Raw genomic sequence first — 19,752 nt, 5'->3', positions numbered from 1 at the left:
TCAGTAGCTCATGCTGATCTGGCCAAGGAAGGAGCGGCCAGCCGATGGAGTGGCGCGGTTGGAAAACAGGCTCTGGTAGTTCAGGCGATTGGCCAGATTGTAGCCATTCAGCGCAATTTTCCAGTGCTGGCCCAGACGATGGGAAATCACGGCATCGAAGTCCAGATTGGCCGGGACCTTCAACGTGTTGGTCGTGTTGAGCCAGACATGCTGGCGCCATGTCATGCCGCCACCGAATGAGAGATTGTACGGCGTATTCGGGAAGGCCTCGTAGACCGACCAGAGAGTCGCCTGGTTATGGGGCACATACTGCACCTGCTTGCCCACTGCAGCAGACGTATCGGAAGCCAGGGTATCGCTGTCATAAAGGGCGTAAGTGGCTGAGATGTTCCAGTGGCGTGTGATCATGCCACCGACGGAAAGCTCAAGCCCCTGATTTCGCTGCCGGTCGCTCGATCCCTCAACCTGCCCGGTAACCGGGTCGGCGTTGATGGCATTGTTTTTCTCCAGTCGGAACAGTGAGGCCGTGAACCCCATGCGGTCATGAAAGGCGCTGTATTTCGCGCCGATTTCGTAGAGATTGGCTTTCTCCGGGCTGGCAAAGCTGTTTGTGCCGGGGCGTATCGGCACGGAGCCGTTGGTCACATACATGCCGCTTGGCGTGGTCGAGGTTGCCCAGGTGAAATAATAGGTTTGATGCGCATCGGGCGTCGCGACGAGGCTGACATTGGGGTTAAAGACGCTGCTGACCTGATGGTAATGAATATCAGGATTGGTCGCGACATTGCCGCCTGTCAGATTATAGCTGGTCTGCCAGCGGTCCCAGCGGAAGCCACCCTTCACCGACAGCCAGTTGGTGAACCAGATCTGGTCATAGAAGAACAGGCCGGTATCAAAGCCATAGCCGTTTGAATGTGATTTGGCCCCCAGAGCACCGAGGCTGACCAGCCCACCCGGATTCAGATCGCCAGGCACCAGAAGCAGATTGCCGACATAGGGGTTGGGGTTGACCAGTGAGGCATAGGGCTTTGCTTTGAGATAGGTCGATTGCGAGCGCACATCGTTGACGCGTTCGAGATCGAAACCTGTCACGATCTGATGCTTGAGAAAACCCGTATGAAAATCGGCCACCATCGAGCCGACATTCTGCACCGACCAGCTTGTCTGCTGATAGGGCAGGGGCGCCATGGTGGTACCTGGTCCCTTGCCGTTTCCGGCGCCGTTGGGACCTGAGCGGGCAACAAGCGCCGAACCGGCATGACCGAGGAAGTAATTGTTTACGCAGGTCGTGTCGCACGTAGCTTTGGAGGCAGCGAAAGTCCGGTAGAACTGGCCACCGCGCAGATCATCGAAGAACTTGATGTGGTCGTTGAGCTTGTACGAGAAACGCGCTGTTTCCATGTTGTCGTTGGTGGCGTTCTGATCGTTGTTCGTGCCGTAGAAATTGGTGCGGCGAATGCCGTATTCCGTGATCGGACCGCCGGTTTTCGCACCGGGTGGCGTGACGACAGGCACACCGAAATCCGGGATCGAGTTCTCCTGCTGGTGCATGTATTGCAGCACCAGTGTGGCCTTGCTTCCGAGCCCGAAGGCGATGGAGGGCGCAATGCCCCAGCGATGCGAATAGAGGAAATCGCGCCCGACAATATTGTTCTCGTTGCCCATGCCGGTGATGCGCAATGCCGTATGGTCATCCAGCTTCTTGTTCACGTCGAGGACGCCCCGATAATAGGAGCCCGACCCGCCATTGAACTCGGCGGCATAATGGTCGCGCAGGGTGGGGGTCTTGGTCACCATATTGATGGCGCCGCCCGTCGTCCCGTTGCCGAACACCTCGGATGAAGGGCCCTTGATGACCGAGATCGTCTCGAGATTGAACGCATCGCGGCTATAGACGCCAAAATCGCGCAGCCCGTCCTGATAGATATCGTTCTGCGCCTGAAAGCCGCGGATCAGGAACTGGTCGCCATTCATGCCGCCCGCGCCCTCGCCAATCGAGGAGGTCACACCCGGCACGTTCCGCAGGGCTTCATCTACCGATTTCACGTTCTGCTGCTTCATCAGTATCTGCGGTACGATATTGATCTGCTGCGGCGTATGAAGCGCGTCCTGCGGCATGCGTGACAGGCCGATCGGGTCTTTGAGTGTGTTGAAGCCGTTGCCGAGCACGGTGATATGCTCGTCTGTCTTCTCCTCAGTCGTTTGCTTTTCGAGCTTCCGCTGACGCTGCGGTTTCCTGTCCTTGCGGTCCGCCGAACTGTCGTCAGCGGCGTGGGTTTGAGTTGCACCGAGAATGATCCCGGTGAGCATCGGTAGCAGGGACAGGGATGTGCGCGAGAGGGATCGCATCGGGCGCGACGCTCCATTTCAGTTGCGAGGTTTTCGCAACTCCATAATGAAAGCGCGACTAAGTCTCAACTGAATTGTTGCGAAATATGTGTGGTTTTTTGCGAAATGTTTGAAATGTTCCGATGAAATATCGAAGCACCCCTTGTCAGGTCGTTCCGCCCATCGTCTGACAGGCTCCCATGTCGCGCACGGTGGGCTTACTTGCGACCTGGGCAGTTCGGGCCGGGGCAAAGCAAGTGATGCGCCAGCGGGTCAGACAGTATCTCCCCGGCCTTGACCTAGGTCGGGTTACCGCTCCCTCACGAAACAGTCTCTTGATCTGCGATGGTTTTTGGGGAAGGTCGTTGGACCTTTAGCCAGATCGCCTCTTGCCGGGTGATCGCTGCCGCAGGCCGGAAACAGGAGCGCGATGAGTGATGTCCGACAGCCATGTCTTCAGCAATGGGCGATTCAAGGCGCGCGTTGCTGCCCACGGTGCCGAGCTTTGTTCACTTTGTGATGAAACGGGGCGCGAGCTCATCTGGACCGGGGGCGCCTGGCCACGCCATTCTCCCGTCCTGTTCCCGATTGTAGGGCGTCTGCGTGACAATCATGCCCTGATCGATGGTCTCGACTATACCCTTACGCAGCATGGTTTTGCCCGTGACCGCGTCTTTCGCTGGGTCGAACGCCATGAGACGGGTTGCACGCTGGTGCTTGAGGATGATCCGACAAGCCGGGCGATCTTTCCTTTCGCCTTCCGGCTCACGCTGCAATACACGCTCGATGAAGATGGCCTGCACCTTGCCTATACGCTGGGCAATCCGGACAGCCGGAGCCTTCTCCATGCTTCGCTCGGGGCTCATCCGGCCTTCATCTGGCCGCTAGTGCCGGGAACAGCCAAGACGGACCACGTGCTCGAATTCGAGGCTCCCGAGCCAGAGCCTCTCGCCGTTCTTGAGGAAGGGCTGATTGCCCCGGGGGAGCGTCCCAACCCGGTCAAGGATGGAATTCTGCCGCTCGATGACAGCCTGTTCGACCATGACGCGCTGATCTTCCTGCATCCGGTGAGCCGCAAGCTGCGTTTTCATGCCCGTACGGGCGAGGCGCTGGTTTTCTCGTGGCATGGTTTCGAGCAGCTTGGCATCTGGATGAAGCCGGGCTCCGATTTCCTCTGCCTCGAACCCTGGATGGGATATTCCAGTCCGGCCGATTTCGACGGCGCTTTCGAGGAAAAGCCGGGATTGCTGCATCTCCAGCCCGGTGAAAGCTGGTCGGCTGGCTGGTCGGTTCGACTGGGCCCCTGATCGTCCGGGCGGCCAAACGAGGGCTTTCCGGGTGGTCCGTCACCCGCGCTGTCAGCAAGGGTGGAGAGACGCGGGTGTCATCATAACATCCCTTGCATCCTCGGTCCGGGAGTGAAACGGTAGTTGCACTTCCTGCTGCTTTCGTTTCCGAGGCCTCATGACACGTCGCTCGCTTTTCGCCCTCCCGGCACTGCTTTCCGTTGCCGCGCTGACCCTTGCCTCAAAACCTGCCCAGGCCTGGGGTCCCTATGGGCATGCCATCGTCGCTGATATCGCACAGAGCCGCCTTACGCCGCAGGCTGCCAGTGCCGTGACGCAGCTTCTTGCGCTTGAGCATCATCAGAGCCTCGACCAGGTGGCGTCATGGCCCGATACGATCGGGCATGTGCCGCCGGAAAAAGGCGGCCTGCCCCAGACGCTGCCGTGGCACTATGTCGATACCGACGCTGCCTTTGCGACCTATGATAAGGCACGCGATTGCGGCAACGATATCTGCGTCACCGAAAAACTGCCTGAAATGGAACACGTGCTGGCAGACCCGAATGCCACGCCCGAAGCGCGTCTTGCTGCCCTGAAATGGGTGGTGCATCTGGTGGGCGATTTGCATCAGCCCCTTCATGCTGCAGAGCGCGACCATGACAAGGGCGGCAACATGGTGAAGGTCTCGTATTTCGGTCAGGACCGGAACGGCCACGAGAACCTTCATTCATTGTGGGATGAGGGGATCATGGACCATGAGCGGCATCTGGTCGTGGGGCCGCATTATACGATCGATTTTGCCAAAGCCCGTGAGGAGGCCGACCGGCTGAACAGCCAGATCACCCCTGGCCAGGCTGCATTCTGGTCCGGCGCGCTTTCTCCCGACACCATGCATGAGGCTGTTGTGCAGTGGACCGATGAAAGCCACGGTCTGGCCCGTTCCATTGCCTATGGCGCGCTGCCCGGCGGCAACAGGAAGGATCTCGGCGCGGCCTACACGGACATTGCTTTTCCGGTGATCGAGACGCGCCTGCAGCAGGCGGGGGTGAGGCTTGCAGATGTCCTGAATACAGCCCTTTCTGCGCCTGTCAGCGCAATGGGTGCCCCTTCCTCCGCAACACCCTGATCGTTTTCAGGATCGAGGCGCGTTCTGCGATGCGCCTCGACCGGGCCGTATTCGTTCCTGTCAGGCGTTTTGCGATGATGCAAAGACCTGCTGGTAGTAGGCCAGTTCGCGCGTGAAGCTGTCCTGCAGGGTCTGTTGCTGACGAAAACCGTGACCCTCACCGGGGTAGATGTGCAGGGCGGACTGCCGCCCCCGTGCTACAAGCGCATCATGCATGGCCTGGGCCTGTGCCAGAGGCACGACCTTGTCCTGGTCTCCGTGCAGAAACAGTGTGGGAGATCTGATCGTCTCGACATGGCTGATCGGCGAGCGCTGCAGATAGAGAGCGGCCTGCTCGGGGTAGGGGCCAATCAGTCGATCGAGATAACGGGACTCGAATTTATGCGTCTCCTCTGCCAAGGCGCGCAGATCGGTCACACCGTAAAGCGAACAACCCGCTGCAAAGACATCGGACATCGCCAGCGCCATGAGCACGGTCAGCCCTCCTGCACTGCTGCCCCGTATGACGCAGCGTAAAGGATCGACCAGCCCCTGTGCGACGACATGGCGCACGGCTGCTATGCAATCCTGCACATCGACGACACCCCACTGCCCCTCAAGGGCTTCTCGGTAGGTGCGCCCGAACCCGGTCGATCCCCGGTAATTGACATCGAGTACGGCAAAGCCGCGACTGGTCCACCACTGCACCTTGAAGGAAAACGCTGTGCTGGCTCGCCCCGTGGGGCCACCATGCGCCATGACCACCAGAGGCGGCTTTTCGTTGTCAGCAAGACTGTGATGCCGGTTCACAGGGGCATAGAAAAGCGCGTGAGACAGGGTGCTCTCCCCGCCGGATGCATCAGCGTCGACTGGGAAAGCGATCGGTCGGGCTATCGCACAATCCTGTGCATCGATGCCCGGTGGAAAATCGAAAGCGCGTCTTATGATCCGTTGCGGGTGGCCAATGACAATGGCGGGGGGTGCATCGGGGGCAGTCTCGATCCAGGCAGGCTCGTCACCAAACCAGACGGGTACCTGAGCAGCATCGATATGCGGCCATGTCGTCCACACCCCATTTTCAAACAAGGCGGTACGGCTCAGACCCTCTGTAATGATTTGGGCCATGACACGCCCCTGACCGATGGGCGACAGGCTGCGCTGACCGAAAACCCAGTGTGGAAAGCCTGTCTCGCCTCCCGGATCTGGCAGATAGTCGGGGCCGATCGGTGTGTCTGTCTCATTCGGGATGAAAAAGCGGCAGGGCCGCCAGCTACCCTGTGCGTCCAGACTGACCAGAAGCGTGTCAGCGCTTTCCCAGACAGGATCGACACAACTGCACCGCATACCATCGCCTGCGAGTATGCGCGTTGCGCCGATATGCGGGCGCCGTGCTTGCCATGATAGCGGTGCGATGAGGAGTCTCGTGGCATCCCAGGGCATGTCGGGGTGGGACCAGCTTATCCATACCAGATGCCCGTTGCCGGGCGCGGGGCGCGGGGCGGCGTAGAAATCATCACCTTCGACCAGAACGATTTCGTCCTGCCTGTCGAGCCAGACAATGGCGGCTCGGGGTTCGCCTTCCCCGCGATGATCTTCCCGGACGCAGAAAACGCCGCTGCCAGTGGCATCGAAACTGAAATCTGCATAAGCGCAGCCCGCTGTGCAGGCCATGGGGGTGATGCTGCCATCGGGATGATAGAGCGAGACAGCCCCGGTCTTGCGATCGCTGAAAACGATTTTCTGACAGGACGACACCTCATAGGCGCCGCCACCATATTCATGGACATTCGTGCCGATCTGGTAATCGACGGGGAGCAAATCCCGTGGCGTTTCGCCGCGTTTGAGGCTGACAAGGGCCGTGCGCCCCCCTTCCTGCGGTCTGCCTTCGAGCCAGTATAATCTGTCTCCTTGTGCCTGAAGCTCGGAAAGGGACACGCTACGCCCTGCAACGAGGTCGGATGACACCCAGGAAGGCCAGGAACCGGAAGGGATCGAAGATGGATTCGTCATGGGATTCAGGATAATCTGGGAGAAACCATCTGACGAGTTTTCCTGGGAGCGGCTTTCAGGCATCAAGTCGACCTCTTTATCGCTACGCCTGCAAGGATCAGAGCCCTGCTGCATTATCTGGAACATCTGCTCAAGGAATATGGCTACGGCATTGTCGGCGTCGTCGTCATGCTCGAGAGCATGGGCCTGCCTCTACCTGCCGAGAGCCTGATTATCGGGGCGGCCCTCTATGCCGCGACCACGCATCATCTTGAAATCCGATGGGTTGCTGTTGCTGCCGTGACGGGTGCCATCATGGGTGATAATTTCGGCTATCTGATCGGACGTTCGATCGGGTTCAAGCTTCTGCAAAAGCATGGTGGCAAGGTTGGCCTGACCCACGAGCGGCTGCTGCTGGGTCGCTACCTGTTCAAGCGTCATGGCGGAACCGTTGTTTTTGTCGGGCGCTTTGTCGCGATTCTGCGCGTATTCGTGGCCCTGCTTGCCGGGGCGAACCATATGCCCTGGCGCTCCTTTCTCTGGCACAATGCGCTTGGTGGCGTGGTGTGGGCCGGTGGGTACGCCATCGCGACCTATTTCCTCGGCAAGGAAATCCTCAGTCTATCCGGGCCTCTGGCCATCGGTATCGGCTCACTCGTCGTGATCTTTCTTGGCGTCTGTCTCTATTTCCTCAAGAAGAACGAAAAGCGTCTGACCGATGAGGCCTTGAAGGAAGCCAAGGCCGAAGAACGCTCAGGAAAGGCCAGGGCATGAGTGACGCTTATCCTTCCTGCCGGGGTAAAACGGCAATTGTCACAGGTGCAACAGGCGGACTTGGCCTTGCGACGGCGCTTGGCCTGGCCCGCGCCGGTGCCGAAGTGATCGTGACAGGGCGCAATGCCGAAAAGGGACGCGCGGCGCTGGCGACGATCCAGGCAGTTCTCCCTGATGCCATCCTGCGGTTTGAGGGGCTCGACCTTGCCTCGTTGGCATCCATTGCACGCTTTGTCGAGCGTATGGCCGACCAGCCTGTGCATGTGCTCATCAACAATGCCGGTGTCATGGCACCTGCGCAACGACGCGCTACACAGGACGGATTCGAACTCCAGTTCGGCACCAACCATCTTGGGCACTTTGCGCTGACCGGCCGGCTTCTGCCTTCGCTCATTGCCGGTCAGGCCCATATTGTCACGGTGGCGTCTCTCGCTGCATGGCGGGGCGATATTCCACTCGATGATCTGAACGCCGCTGGGCGTTATCGCCGCTTCGACCGGTACAGCCAGAGCAAGCTGGCCAATCTGATGTTCAGCCTTGAGCTCAACCGGCGTGCTCACGAGGCGGGGGCGCCTTTGCATGTTCGCACCGCTCATCCTGGCTGGTCCACCAGCTCCATCATTTCCAACAGCGCCGCGCTGAGCGCGGCGCAGACGCCCATTTCACGCCTGCTGGCTTATGGGCAGGATCGTGCCGGCAACGCCCTGTTCCGCCTGCTGGGGCAGGATGTCACTGCGGGCGCCGAGCCCATTCTCCATGCGGCCCTGTCTCCCAAGGCGCGTGATGGGGGCTATTACGGGCCGCTCGGTCGTGGGGAACGACGCGGGCCACCGGGGCCTGCCGTTATCCCGCCCAGAGCCACGGGGCTTCCCCTTGCGTCCAAGCTCTGGCAGGCTTCCGAGAATATGACCGGAGTCCGGTATGACTGGGAGGTTGTCCGATGAGCATGACCCTGTCCGTATTCAAGGAAAGCCTGCAAGACGGTATTCCGCCCGATCCTGTGTCACCCGCGCTGCTTGCACTGTGGTGGGCCAAACGGGAGGACTGGGCGGCCGCCCATGAGATCGTGCAAGCCAATGAGCGTGACCCGGAATGTAACTGGGTTCATGGCTGGCTTCATCGCGTCGAGGGTGACACTGACAATGCCCGCTACTGGTACCGGCGCGCCGGTCACGCGATGGGCCATGGTGATCTGATGGAAGAATGGCAGGCTATCGTTATTCGCCTGCTGAGCGGTTCGGGCTATTAGAGCCCAGTCAGAGCCATCCTGACAGGAGGCGCTGCCCCATACCCCGCCGAAGGACAGTCGTCCTTCGCAAATCTGGTTAAGAGCCGAAACGGGGATCGAAGGGGAAATTCCCTCCGCGGGTGCAGGGCATAGCCCTGCATACCCCGGACATACAGATGTCTGTCCGGGGACGCCGATCAGCCTTCCTGCTTGGGCAGGTTCTCGGCAATATAGGGCGGCAGATTGAAGCTGCCGACATGGATTTCCGGAGTCCAGTAACGTGTCGTGCCCAGGATACCTGCGGCCTCTGCGCGAGTACGCACGTCCTCGACGGTCTGCTTTGTCGGGTTCACGCCCTTGGCGGCAACGCCGAGCGTCATGAAGCCACCGACATAAGTCGGCACGGCGGCAACATAGGCCGAGACATGCGGGAAGAAATTGGCGCGGCGCAGGCTGGTTTCACGCAGTTCATCCGCCTGCATGAATGGCACGCCGCACTGGTTCACGATCAGACCCTGAGCGGAGAGGATGCGGGCGCAATCCTTGTAGAAGGCATCGGTGAAGAGCACTTCGCCCACGCCGATCGGATCGGTCGAGTCGACGATGATGACATCGAACGAGCCGTCCGCTGCCTTGGCGACATAGTCGATACCATCGCCGACGATGACATCGGCGCGCGGGTCATTCCAGGCGTCACCAGCGATATTGGGGAGATGCTGCTTGGAAAGCTCGATAACCGCCCCGTCGATCTCGACCATGACGGCCTTTTCAACGGTCTTGTGCTGAAGCACGCGACGGAGCACGCCACCATCGCCTGCGCCGATGATCAGCACGCGCTTGGCATCGGGGTGGGTCAGAAGCGGGACATGCGTGAGCATTTCTTGATAGACGAATTCATCGCGCTCGGTGATCTGGATGACGCCATCGAGAACGAGCACGCGGCCGTGGAAGTCGCTTTCAAAGACGACGATGTCCTGAAAGTCGCTCTTGACGCGTGCGAGCTCGCGCGTGACGCGAAAACGCTGGCCCCAGTCGGGGTAGAGGGTTTCGTTGATCCAGGATTCAGACATGAGGCGGTCTCTCCCAATTTATCAAAAAAAAGGCCGGGCAACGGGCCCGGCCTTATCTGCTTTTGAGCGCAGCGTAACGCGCTCAGCCTGCAGGCGAGATCTTTTCACGACCACGACGCACTTCGTCAGAGACGACGCGACCGGCCTGGAAAAGACGCTGCATGACCGGAATCGTCAGATTCGGGTCGCAGGCGCCGCACATGAACACGTCAACGGCGGCAAAATTACGCTCGGGCCATGTGTGGATCGAGATGTGGCTTTCGGCCAGCACGATCACGCCCGACACGCCGCCATTGGGCGTGAAGTGATGGAAGTGGCTGTGCAGGATTGTTGCCCCTGCGGTAACCGCTGCCTCGCAAAGCGTGGCGTCGATCGCTGCGGGATCGTCCAGATTCGTGGCGTCCCAGAAATCGATCAGCAGGTGATGACCGGCGAAGCGTTCACCATCACGCTCAATGAAGTAATCCTTGCACACCTCTTCATGAGATGTGTTCGATGTGACAGTCTGGTTATCTCTCGGGAGTCCCGATACCATCCCCAGTTGAGCAAGTGCGTTCATCACGTACCTCTAAACCAGTAGACAGCCTGTTGGGCAACATGCCCCCTTGGGCCAAGGCCGCCCGATTAAAGGTCATGCCCCCCGGATGCAAGGACTTTCTGTCCGATTCATCCGATTTTCTTCATAGTGTTACTTGACCCGGCCAAGGCCGTGTCGCAGCGACAAGACGCAGGGCGGTTGTCTGCCCTGTAAGTCGGGAGATGGCTTCAGGCCGTTGTCACGACCTGAAATGCCCCGATGAAATGCCAGTCCTGAATCAGGGGCGAGCAGGCCTCATTGAGGGCTGCAAAGGCATCGGGATGGTCTTTCTGGAAATCCAGATAGGCCCTGTGCGACGTCCATTCATCAATAGCGATATAGTCGCCTGGCTTGTCGAGATCGGCAATGAGGCGCGTGCCGAGATAGTCGCGGACATTGCGGTAGAGCCGTACCCACGGGCCTTCCGGCCCGTAAGTGGATTCGAACAACGCGGTCTGGCTTGGCACGACGCTGAACGCCCTGACGATCTCGCAGGTCACGTCCTTCAGTCCCTGGTAGCGATGGATCTGCCTTTCGACCCGAGATCGGCAAATGCCTCCTCCAGACGGTCGACGATGCTCTTTTCACCAACGCGCAGCCATTTGCGCGGGTCATAGAACTTCTTGTAGGGGGCGTCGGTCTCGGGGTCGATCTGGTGCAGGAAGGCCTTGGAGTGATCGAGCACATATTGGCCAATGCCATTGGCAAACGCAAACTGCACATCGGTGTCGATGTTCATCTTGAACACACCATAGGACACGGCAGCGGTGATCTTGTCCTTTTCCGAACCCGATCCGCCATGAAAGACGAGGGCGAGCGGCTTGGGGCCAAGGCCGGTTTTTTCAGCGACGTGCTCCTGTGAATGGAGCAGGATCTCGGGCCGAAGCTGCACGTTGCCGGGCTTGTAGACACCATGCACATTGCCGAAGGACGCCGCCACCGTGACGTGACCGAGCGGCGAGAGACGGTTCCAGGCGGTCAGGACGTCCTCGGGCTGCGTATAGAGATGGGCATTGTCCTCATGATCTTCGAGATCATGGCCCACACCGTCTTCTTCACCACCCGTGACACCCAGTTCGATTTCCAGGCTGATCCCGAGCTTGGCCATGCGGGGCAGAAGGCGCGCACATTCGGCCAGGTTGTCCTCAAGCGGCTCGGCGGAGAGGTCGATCATATGCGAGGAGAAAAGAGGCGGGCGTCCGGCGGCAACCTCAGCCTCACTCAGATCGAGCAGACCTTCCACCCAGGGGATGAGCTTGCGATCGGCGTGGTCTGTGTGAAGGATCACGCAGATGCCGTATTCCTTGGCCAGAAGATGGACGTGGCGGGCCATCGAGGCAGCGCCCAGCACGCGGGCCCTGTGCTGATCAGCCAGACCCTCGCCGGCGTAGAAACGTGCACCGCCATTGGAGCACTGAACGATAACATCGGAATTGTTTTTCGCTGCGGCCTCGAGCACGGCATTGACACTGTCGGTGCCTACAACATTGACGGCAGGAAGAGCATATCCGCCCTGCTTGCAGGCCTCGATCAGGGTGAGATAGTCATCACCTGTGACAACTCCCGGGGGCAGGGCTCGGCTGGGGCGCGACGCATTCGGGTTTGTAGGGGTCATAAGGATCTCATGTCTCTGAAAACGGGTCGTCTCAACCAATTTATCGCGATCCGCAGGCGCAATGCCTAGACCTTTCATGGACACATTGAAGTCATTCTCGTTGCAGTTCTGAAGGATTGGCGCGCATCGGGCAGTTTTGGCTTGCGCTGATCGACCCGTTCGGTCAGTTCTGGGGGTCTGCCATCGGGCCGCCCTCAAGTTTTGCGCGTTGCCCACCGGCATCAGACCAATGCGTCAGACGGATGGACCGGTTGAACAAGAACGACACTATCGCCTCGCCCGACAATGAAGACCCCGCTCGGGACAGTGCGGCTTGCAACGCCAAGCGCCGCCAGATTCTCGATGGGGCTGAGGCGATCTTTCTCGAATCCGGCTATGAAGGGGCTTCCATGTCCCAGATCGCCTGTCGTGCCGGCGTGTCGAAAGGGACCCTCTACAACCATTTCGAGAACAAGGCAGCGCTGTTTGGCGCTGTCATCGAAGATCTGAGCCGGGGTAAACTCGCCCCCGCCATTTGTCAGAGTCACCTGACGGCCATGACGTGCGAGGAATCAGCCACCAAGCTGGCCGAGCGCTTTATCACCGTTCTGCTGCAGCCTGGTCCGCTGCGTCTCTATCGTATCATCGTGTCCGAAGCGCCGCATTTTCCGGTTCTGGCCGATACATTCTGGCGTCACGGCTTCGGACGCACGCTCAAGACCATGACGGACTGGATCGGGCATTGGGTCGAGCGGGGGGACATCGTCACCGATGACCCGCTTTTTGCCGCTGAGCAGTTCATGGCGCTGTGTCAGACACGCCTTGTCCAGCGCAAGCGTTTCGAGCTGCCGGTCGATTGCAGCGAGGAACAGATCCATGACGTCGCAAGGCGTGTGGGCAAGGCCTTCATGGCGATCAACGGTCGCCCGTCCTGAGATCGTCGTACCGGTTCTTCCGCCCTCTGGGTTGACCCCTCCTGCCCCGGTTCCGGATCGAGAGAGGGTGATTGTGGGAAAATGAGGGGCGGGCGTATAGCGTTCGGGTGAAACCGCCAGCGAAAAGCCCTCCCATGCGCCTGTTACTTGTCTGTATTGCCTCGTTTTCCGGTCTGGCAATGACAGCCTGTCTGTTCGCGCCTGCTGGCCTTGCCAGTCCGCCTGTCGAACCAGCGCAGATTATCGCCCGTTTTCCCCATGACCCTTCGGCGTTTACCGAGGGATTGTTCTATCGAGATGGTGCGCTGTTCGAAAGCACGGGCCTTTCAGGCCGATCGGTCATACGACGGGTCTCGCTGGAGACAGGCAAGACCCTCGCACAGGCTACTGTGCCGGATGGGCATTTCGGTGAGGGCATTGTGGACTGGCAGGATCGCCTGATCAGCGTCACATGGCGCAGTGGGAGTGGCTACATCTGGAGTTTCCCGTCACTGACGCTGCGGGGGCGATTCCATTATACGGGGGAAGGCTGGGGCCTGACCCATGATGACAAGACACTGATTCTCTCAGACGGAACACCTTGTCTGAAGCATCTTGACCCTGTGTCATTACATGTCATCAGGAAGTTGTGTGTAACCGCCGATGGTATTCCAGTAAACAGACTGAATGAACTCGAATATATTCATGGAGAAATCTGGGCGAATATATGGATGACTCCGGAAATCGCGAGGATCGATCCCGAAACGGGTCAAGTGAAGTCATGGGTCGATCTGACGAATCTCGAAGAAGAAGTTGGTCTGGATGATCCGGATGCTGTGCCCAATGGCATCGCCTACGATCACGAGAATGATAGATTATTCGTCACCGGAAAATACTGGCTAACACTTTACCAGATAAAGCTTCCTCCCTATAAACATTGATTTAAGAGAAAATCGGAACTGTCTTCGTCTTGATTACATAGATGTGACCAGAAAACGAAGATAAGTGTTTATTCGCCCGTGAATAACGCTATGAGATGCTTCTATGCCTCCCTTGCGGAGCAATAAAAAGTCTCAAAAGCGAACGAGAAGCCCTTTCAAAGTCCAAGGCACCGTTCAAAGAACATGGAGCGGCATGTGGCATATTCGGATAAAGACTGGCCCCAGGGTACCCAGACATTGGGGCGTGGCCTGTCGATCATTCTGGCCGTCAAGGCTGGCGTCGATACGCTTTCCGAATTGGCGCTGGAAATTGGCTGCACACGCAGCACAACCCAGCGCCTGACAGCAGCCCTGTTACAGCAGGGCTGGTTACGCCTGAAATCCATGGGGCGTTACGGTCTGGGTGAGAAACTGACCTCGCTCACCACGCAGGCACAGGCCGCCACGCCCCTGCTGGGGCTTGCCACCCCTCTGCTCCATACGCTCAATGAGACAACCGGTCGCATGGTCCATCTGGGCGTTCGTGCAGACAGCGCCGTGATCTATCTGATGCGTCTGGAAGGGCGTATGCCTCTTGAAGTCCGTAGCCGGACAGGCCAGCACCTCCCCCTTGCGCGCACGGGTACGGGGCGCGCGCTGATCCTGGATGAGTCGGAAACAGAATGGGCGCGTCTGTATCGCACCAGTTATCGTCATATGCCTGCCGGGCTGTCGAGCTGGATCAATCGCATGCGCTTCTATCGCTCGACCGATTGCGTGTTCGATCTGGAAGATGATGAGATTGGTATCCACTGCGTCGCATCGCCGGTGCGCGATGCTTCGGGCAGCATTGTGGCGTCGATCAGTGTGACGGGTGGGGCTGGCGAGATGCCACTTCTGCGTATGAAGGCTCTGGCCCCTCAGGTGCGCCACACGGCATCATTGCTGTCGGCCAAGCTCGGCTGGCACGAACTCAGTGACGTTGCCGACTAGGTTTGTCGCTCAATATTGGCCGGATCAGAATATCCGGCCAGTTTCCGGTTCGGGGAGGCTGGTCAGTCGACGATGGTCGGTCGTGACTGATACGCCCATCGGCTTGGCCAGCGATCGCGAGGCGCTCTGGCGATGCGCCTTAGAAACTGCCATGCAGTGAGGCAAAAACCAGTCGGTTGAGCACTGGCACGACAAGATACTGGAGCCCCAGCAGGACGGCGAGCGGGCTCAGATCAAGGGCTCCGAATTGCGGCAGGATCGAGCGTACGGGGTTCAGCACTGGTTCGACAATGCGCCCAAGAAAAATCACGACATTGTAAACGAAGCGGTTGCCTGGATCGAGAATCCGGAAACCCACCAGCATGCTCATCACGCAGTATAGCAGCAGCGCCCATGTGAAGAGCTGAATCAGCATCATGATGATGTTGTAAACGGTGATGATCAGCAAATCCGGTCTCTTTGAAAAACGATGGAATGCCTAGCTTAGCGTTTGGCAGGGCCATGAGACAACATGTGAGCTGCGCAAGCGCTCTGGCCGGTGGCGGGAGCGACCATAAAGCAGGCGAATCTTGACTTTGGGACAGGACCGTGTAGCTTCCGACGCGTTCCGTGGGGCTGTAGCTCAGATGGGAGAGCGCCTCGTTCGCAATGAGGAGGTCAGGGGTTCGATTCCCCTCAGCTCCACCACGGAACCCTCCCCGACTTCCAATATGTCGCGATGTGCAGCGGGTTAACGCACCCAGACCTGTCCGGCGCTGAACGAGATCCAGATATCATGCTGGGCAAACCAGTCGGCCCCCAGCAGCATGTCGGCATTGTCTCGCATGTCGGACACTGTCAGTACCGGGTCTTTCCACACCGGATTGCCGGTACCGGGCTTTTCTTCCTGCAGATGCAGTTCATGAAAATGATGCCAGTGATACCAGCGTGCATTGAGATCCACACCGCTTGTCACGCCGCCCTGATCCCGGCGCAGGATATCGTCACTAATGCCCATGCCGTGAGCAAAGCGCCGCGAAAGTATGTGAGAGCGTGCGCCGCTATCGAGCAAGGCAAGCCCCTCATGACCGTCCAGTGTGAAGGACAGCGCCAGACGGGCCCCTTCGCGCCTGGCCCGCAGGGTTGTGTAACCGGCAGGCCATGAAGGCGCGATGGGGCAGCGTGCATCGCGTGAGGGTGAACGCCATAGCGTAAGGCGTTTTTGCGGGACGTTGAACTCGACATCCATCCCGCGCAGCAGATCGACGCCCATGAGACCGGCAATCGGGGGTGTCAGGACCGGAAGCTCCGGCAGGGCGCCGAGTGGTATCGAGCGCGAGCCCAGAGGAAGCAGCCCGATGGACAGGGCACGTATCATCATGTTGGGGGCGAGCTGACCACGCCCGTTTGGCCCCTGTATGACGGTCAGATGCGCCGGATCGGCTGCGAGCTTGAGAGCCGAGGCGGCCTCTGGCGTGATCAGGCTGCCTTCAGAACCCGTATCGACAATGAATCGCGCCTGACGTCCATCAAGCACGACAGGGGCATTCAGGAACAGCCCGTCATTATGGAGCGGAATGTCGGCAATACGTTCGGGCGTACAGGGGCCGGCATGGGCACGAGACAGGCCTGAGCCCGCCAGCATGATGGCGAGGAGAAAGGCAACAGGGCGCATCATTCTTGTTATTTCCTTGCGCGTGGATGGGCCTGCCAGACGGCAAGGAGGTGGCGTTCATCGGCCAGCGTATAGGCCTGCGTCGTAGAAAGGCTGGCATGACCCAGGAGTTCCTGGATGGCGCGCAGATCCGCACCGCCCTCCAGCAGATGGGTGGCGAAGGAGTGACGCAGTGCATGAGGGGTGGCGCTGTTGTCCAGTCCGCTCTGCTCGCGCCAGACCTGCATGACACGGCGCGCCACGGCGGGTTGCAGACGCTTGCCGCGTAACCCCACGAAGAGCGGCGCCTCCGGGGCCGGGCAGGGGTGCTGGCTGCGCCATAGGGTCAGTGCCTTGAGGACGTTTGGCAGAAGCGGCACAAGTCGCTCCCGCCCGCCCTTGCCGGTAACGCGCAACCCGGACTCCGCAGCACGGTCGCAGTCACGCAGATCGAGCGCCAATGCTTCGCCAATACGCAGGCCCGCGCCATAAAGCAGGGTGAACAGGGCTTCGTCGCGCGCGGCGCAAAGCGGGTGCTGCTCAAGGGCCGCAATATCGGAGGCCGCACTGCGTGCCATGTCGCGTGAGAGCGGGCGCGGCAGACGCTTGCGTGTCTTTGGTGCCTTGAGCTGGCGCAGGGCGCTGGCGCTGACCCCGTGCCTGATATGGAGATAGTGATAGAATGACCGTAATGCCGAGACCCTTCTGGCGCGCGAGCGGGCACGACCATCGGGCGTGCCTTTACCGCTTTCGGCTCGGTTCGTGTCATAGGCAAGCCACGCCCTGAAATCGCTTGTGCGCAAGGACGTAAAGGCGGAGAGATCGGGCTCCTGCCCCAGATGCTCGCCCAGAAATGCCAGGGCGGTCGCGACATCGTTGCGATAGGCCAGAACAGTGTTGGGGCGCGCCCGCTTTTCATGGGTCAGCCAGTCGAGCCATGAATCGAGACATTCATGCATCAGCATGACGGCGGACCTCGTCTCGGCTAAGAGGGCAGGGCAGAAGGGGGCGCTTGGGCAGCATGACAGAACCGAGCTTAGTGAAGCTGAAGGCAGATGGCGAGAGAGCTGTGCGCATCAGCGTTCTGCTGCCGCTGCCTTTTCCCACAGCCTTTGATTATCTCGCGCCTGAAGGCACAGTTGCGCCGGGTGACCTGGTCAGTGTGCCGCTCGGGCGACGTCAGGAGACCGGCTGCGTGTGGGACACGCAAAGCGACGTTCCCGCTGATTTTGCACCCGCCGCTGCACGCCCCATTGCGCTCACACGCCTCAAGCCGGTGCTGGGGCGCCTCGATATGCCTGCCATACCGGGTGATCTCAGGCGGTTTATCGACTGGCTGGCCGCTTATACCCTGACGCCGCCCGGCCTTGTGCTTGCCATGGCCATTCGCGCCCGTCACACCATGCCCACAAAGGTTCAACTCGGTTGGGTCAGGGGGCAGGCCGACCCGGCAGGGCTGCGCATGACGCAGGCGCGCCAGTCGGTGCTGGAGGCCGTCAGTGAGGTTCCCCTCTCTACCGCAAGCCTGACGGAAAAGACCGGCGTCTCGTCATCTGTCCTGCGGGGGCTGGCGGCAGCTGGATTGCTGCAGGAGGTCCCTCTGGTTTCGGCACCGCTATTTGCCACGCCGGACCCTGCTTTTCATCCTCCCCATCTTTCAGATGAACAGCAGGCGGCCGCGCATGTACTGGCCAGTGCGGTGCAGGGGCACAGCTTTGGCGTCACCCTGCTTGAGGGGGTGACCGGCTCGGGCAAGACCGAAGTCTATTTCGAGGCCATCGGCGCCTGTCTTGCGGCCAACCGGCAATGTCTCGTGCTGCTGCCCGAAATTGCGCTTTCCACGCAGTGGACAGATCGCTTTGCCAGACGCTTTGGTGTGCAGCCTGCGCTCTGGCATTCCGAACTGGGCGGCAAGAAACGTCGCGAGACATGGCATGCCATTGTCAAAGGTCAGGCCCCGGTTGTGGTGGGCGCACGATCGGCCCTGTTTCTGCCCTTCCCCGATCTCGGCCTGATCGTGGTGGATGAGGAACACGAGACAGCCTTCAAGCAGGAAGAGGGTGTAACCTATCACGGGCGCGATATGGCCATTGTCCGGGCGCGCCTGTCAGATGTGCCGGCCATTCTTGTTTCTGCCACGCCCAGCCTTGAGACGCTCACCAATGTGGAGCACGGGCGCTACCAGCACGTGGTGCTGCATAGCCGCCACGGCAACGCCACGTTGCCCGATGTGCGCCTTGTCGATATGCGCCGGGCGCCGCCCGAGCGCGGCCAGTTTCTGTCGCCTGCCCTGACAGACGCCATCAGCGCGACCTTTGCGCGTGAGGAACAGGCCATGCTGTTCCTCAACCGTCGTGGCTATGCGCCCCTCACCCTGTGCCGTGCCTGCGGTCATCGTATGGAGTGCCCCAATTGCTCGGCCTGGCTGGTCGAGCATCGGGCCCGGCAGATCCTGACCTGCCATCATTGCGGGCATCATGAGCCCTTGCCCGATACCTGCCCGTCCTGCGCTGCCGAATCCAGCCTCGTGGCCGTCGGGCCGGGTATCGAGCGCGTGCATGAGGAAGCGCGGCTGCATTTTCCCGATGCGCGTATTCTGGTCATGGCCTCCGATACGCTGGGCTCGCCCTCAGCGACGGCCGACGCAGTCAGGCGCATCAGCGATCGCGAGATCGACCTTGTGATCGGTACCCAGATTGTTGCCAAGGGCTGGCATTTCCCTGACCTCACTCTTGTGGGTGTGGTTGATGCCGATCTCGGTCTTGGCGGTGGCGACCTGCGTGCCGCCGAGCGCACGGTCCAGCTTCTTCATCAGGTGGCGGGTCGCGCTGGCCGTGCGGAAAAGCCCGGGACGGTTCTGCTTCAGAGCTATCTGGGGGATCATCCTGTCATGAAGGCGCTCGTCTCGAACGATTATCTGGCGTTCATGGAGCAGGAATCGGCGCAGCGAAAGCCCGGTTTCTGGCCGCCCTACGGGCGTCTGGCTGCGGTCATAGTCAGTGCGGATTCAGCCGAGGCCGCTGATAAGGTTGCCAATCTTCTGGGCGCACGTGCCCCGGAAGGCGCCGGTATCCAGGTGCTTGGCCCTGCACCGGCCCCTCTCGCTATTCTGCGGGGTCGCCATCGGCGTCGCCTCCTGCTGCGTACCCGACGCAATGTGGCGGTTCAGCCCATCCTGCGGGCATGGCTCGATGGCGTGAAACTGACGAGCCATGAGCGCATCGATATCGATATCGACCCGATTTCGTTTCTCTAGAAAGGAAGCGTTTCGACGGACTTATCGGCATTGGGGCGCTGCCCCAAACCCCGCCAAAGGACAATTGTCCTTTGGAAACCTGCTT

18 protein-coding genes and 1 tRNA gene are annotated in these 19,752 nt (G+C 59.9%); 10 read left to right on the top strand and 9 right to left on the bottom strand.

Features of this window, described 5'->3' with window-relative positions; translation table 11 throughout:
* Positions 1-2,349 (bottom strand): TonB-dependent receptor, encoded by a 2,349-nt coding sequence (locus tag Asbog_RS13840; protein WP_171840713.1) that lies wholly within the window; start codon positions 2,347-2,349, stop codon positions 1-3.
* Positions 2,350-2,765: 416 nt separating this feature from the next.
* Between Asbog_RS13840 and Asbog_RS13835 the strand changes: the two genes are divergently transcribed.
* The gene (locus Asbog_RS13835) at positions 2,766-3,635 is read left to right on the top strand and encodes an aldose 1-epimerase family protein (protein WP_062165549.1); all 870 of its coding nucleotides are present in this window, start codon (positions 2,766-2,768) and stop codon (positions 3,633-3,635) included.
* Between the two features lie 157 nt (positions 3,636-3,792).
* Positions 3,793-4,740, top strand: coding sequence for a S1/P1 nuclease (locus tag Asbog_RS13830; protein ID WP_062165548.1), 948 nt, complete (start codon positions 3,793-3,795; stop codon positions 4,738-4,740).
* Positions 4,741-4,800: 60 nt separating this feature from the next.
* Here Asbog_RS13830 and Asbog_RS13825 read toward each other — a convergent pair whose 3' ends face one another.
* On the bottom strand, positions 4,801-6,729 hold the full coding sequence (locus Asbog_RS13825) for an alpha/beta hydrolase family protein (protein WP_062166066.1): 1,929 nt from the start codon (positions 6,727-6,729) through the stop codon (positions 4,801-4,803).
* A 168-nt stretch (positions 6,730-6,897) separates the two neighbouring features.
* Here Asbog_RS13825 and Asbog_RS13820 point away from each other — a divergent pair, with 168 nt between their 5' ends.
* The 3 genes from Asbog_RS13820 to Asbog_RS13810 are packed head-to-tail and all read left to right on the top strand — an operon-like array spanning position 6,898 to position 8,731.
* Complete coding sequence (locus Asbog_RS13820; RefSeq protein ID WP_062165547.1) at positions 6,898-7,482, top strand: DedA family protein; 585 nt, start codon at positions 6,898-6,900, stop codon at positions 7,480-7,482.
* A complete protein-coding gene (locus Asbog_RS13815) occupies positions 7,479-8,426 on the top strand; it encodes an SDR family oxidoreductase (protein WP_062165546.1) in 948 nt (315 codons plus the stop codon). Before Asbog_RS13820 ends, Asbog_RS13815 begins: the two co-directional genes overlap by 4 nt.
* Positions 8,423-8,731, top strand: coding sequence for a hypothetical protein (locus Asbog_RS13810; RefSeq protein WP_231944596.1), 309 nt, complete (start codon positions 8,423-8,425; stop codon positions 8,729-8,731). The genes Asbog_RS13815 and Asbog_RS13810 overlap by 4 nt, the downstream gene beginning before the upstream one ends.
* A gap of 176 nt (positions 8,732-8,907) precedes the next feature.
* On the opposite strand, the gene speE is transcribed toward Asbog_RS13810, so the two are convergent.
* From speE to fbaA, 4 genes are all read right to left on the bottom strand, one after another.
* On the bottom strand, positions 8,908-9,780 hold the full coding sequence (gene speE, locus Asbog_RS13805) for a polyamine aminopropyltransferase (RefSeq protein ID WP_023978245.1): 873 nt from the start codon (positions 9,778-9,780) through the stop codon (positions 8,908-8,910).
* 82 nt (positions 9,781-9,862) lie between these two features.
* On the bottom strand, positions 9,863-10,339 hold the full coding sequence (gene speD, locus Asbog_RS13800) for an adenosylmethionine decarboxylase (RefSeq protein ID WP_023978244.1): 477 nt from the start codon (positions 10,337-10,339) through the stop codon (positions 9,863-9,865).
* Between the two features lie 206 nt (positions 10,340-10,545).
* A complete protein-coding gene (locus Asbog_RS13795) occupies positions 10,546-10,857 on the bottom strand; it encodes a hypothetical protein (protein WP_062165544.1) in 312 nt (103 codons plus the stop codon).
* Between the two features lie 5 nt (positions 10,858-10,862).
* The gene (fbaA, locus tag Asbog_RS13790) at positions 10,863-11,972 is read right to left on the bottom strand and encodes a class II fructose-bisphosphate aldolase (protein ID WP_031240430.1); all 1,110 of its coding nucleotides are present in this window, start codon (positions 11,970-11,972) and stop codon (positions 10,863-10,865) included.
* A 251-nt stretch (positions 11,973-12,223) separates the two neighbouring features.
* On the opposite strand from fbaA, the gene Asbog_RS13785 reads away from it, so the two are divergent.
* From Asbog_RS13785 to Asbog_RS13775, 3 genes are all read left to right on the top strand, one after another.
* On the top strand, positions 12,224-12,886 hold the full coding sequence (locus Asbog_RS13785; protein WP_171840712.1) for a TetR/AcrR family transcriptional regulator: 663 nt from the start codon (positions 12,224-12,226) through the stop codon (positions 12,884-12,886).
* Positions 12,887-13,020: 134 nt separating this feature from the next.
* Complete coding sequence (locus tag Asbog_RS13780) at positions 13,021-13,806, top strand: glutaminyl-peptide cyclotransferase (RefSeq protein WP_146926682.1); 786 nt, start codon at positions 13,021-13,023, stop codon at positions 13,804-13,806.
* Positions 13,807-14,001: 195 nt separating this feature from the next.
* A complete protein-coding gene (locus tag Asbog_RS13775; protein ID WP_171840711.1) occupies positions 14,002-14,778 on the top strand; it encodes an IclR family transcriptional regulator in 777 nt (258 codons plus the stop codon).
* Between the two features lie 139 nt (positions 14,779-14,917).
* Here Asbog_RS13775 and Asbog_RS13770 read toward each other — a convergent pair whose 3' ends face one another.
* Positions 14,918-15,226, bottom strand: a complete 309-nt coding sequence (locus tag Asbog_RS13770; protein ID WP_307723612.1) for a YggT family protein — start codon at positions 15,224-15,226, stop codon at positions 14,918-14,920.
* 163 nt (positions 15,227-15,389) lie between these two features.
* Here Asbog_RS13770 and Asbog_RS13765 point away from each other — a divergent pair.
* Positions 15,390-15,465, top strand: a tRNA-Ala gene (locus Asbog_RS13765).
* A gap of 43 nt (positions 15,466-15,508) precedes the next feature.
* On the opposite strand, the gene Asbog_RS13760 is transcribed toward Asbog_RS13765, so the two are convergent.
* The gene (locus Asbog_RS13760; protein ID WP_083510897.1) at positions 15,509-16,435 is read right to left on the bottom strand and encodes a retroviral-like aspartic protease family protein; all 927 of its coding nucleotides are present in this window, start codon (positions 16,433-16,435) and stop codon (positions 15,509-15,511) included.
* 5 nt (positions 16,436-16,440) lie between these two features.
* The gene (locus Asbog_RS13755; RefSeq protein WP_062165542.1) at positions 16,441-17,376 is read right to left on the bottom strand and encodes a tyrosine recombinase XerC; all 936 of its coding nucleotides are present in this window, start codon (positions 17,374-17,376) and stop codon (positions 16,441-16,443) included.
* Positions 17,377-17,432: 56 nt separating this feature from the next.
* Between Asbog_RS13755 and Asbog_RS13750 the strand changes: the two genes are divergently transcribed.
* Positions 17,433-19,667: a primosomal protein N' gene (locus tag Asbog_RS13750; protein ID WP_062165541.1), complete on the top strand. Its 2,235-nt coding sequence runs from the start codon at positions 17,433-17,435 to the stop codon at positions 19,665-19,667.
* Positions 19,668-19,752: the final 85 nt, after the last annotated feature.

Origin of the sequence: Asaia bogorensis NBRC 16594 (assembly GCF_001547995.1) — a bacterium.
Classification (GTDB): domain Bacteria; phylum Pseudomonadota; class Alphaproteobacteria; order Acetobacterales; family Acetobacteraceae; genus Asaia; species Asaia bogorensis.
This window is presented reverse-complemented; position numbering and strand designations above follow the sequence as displayed.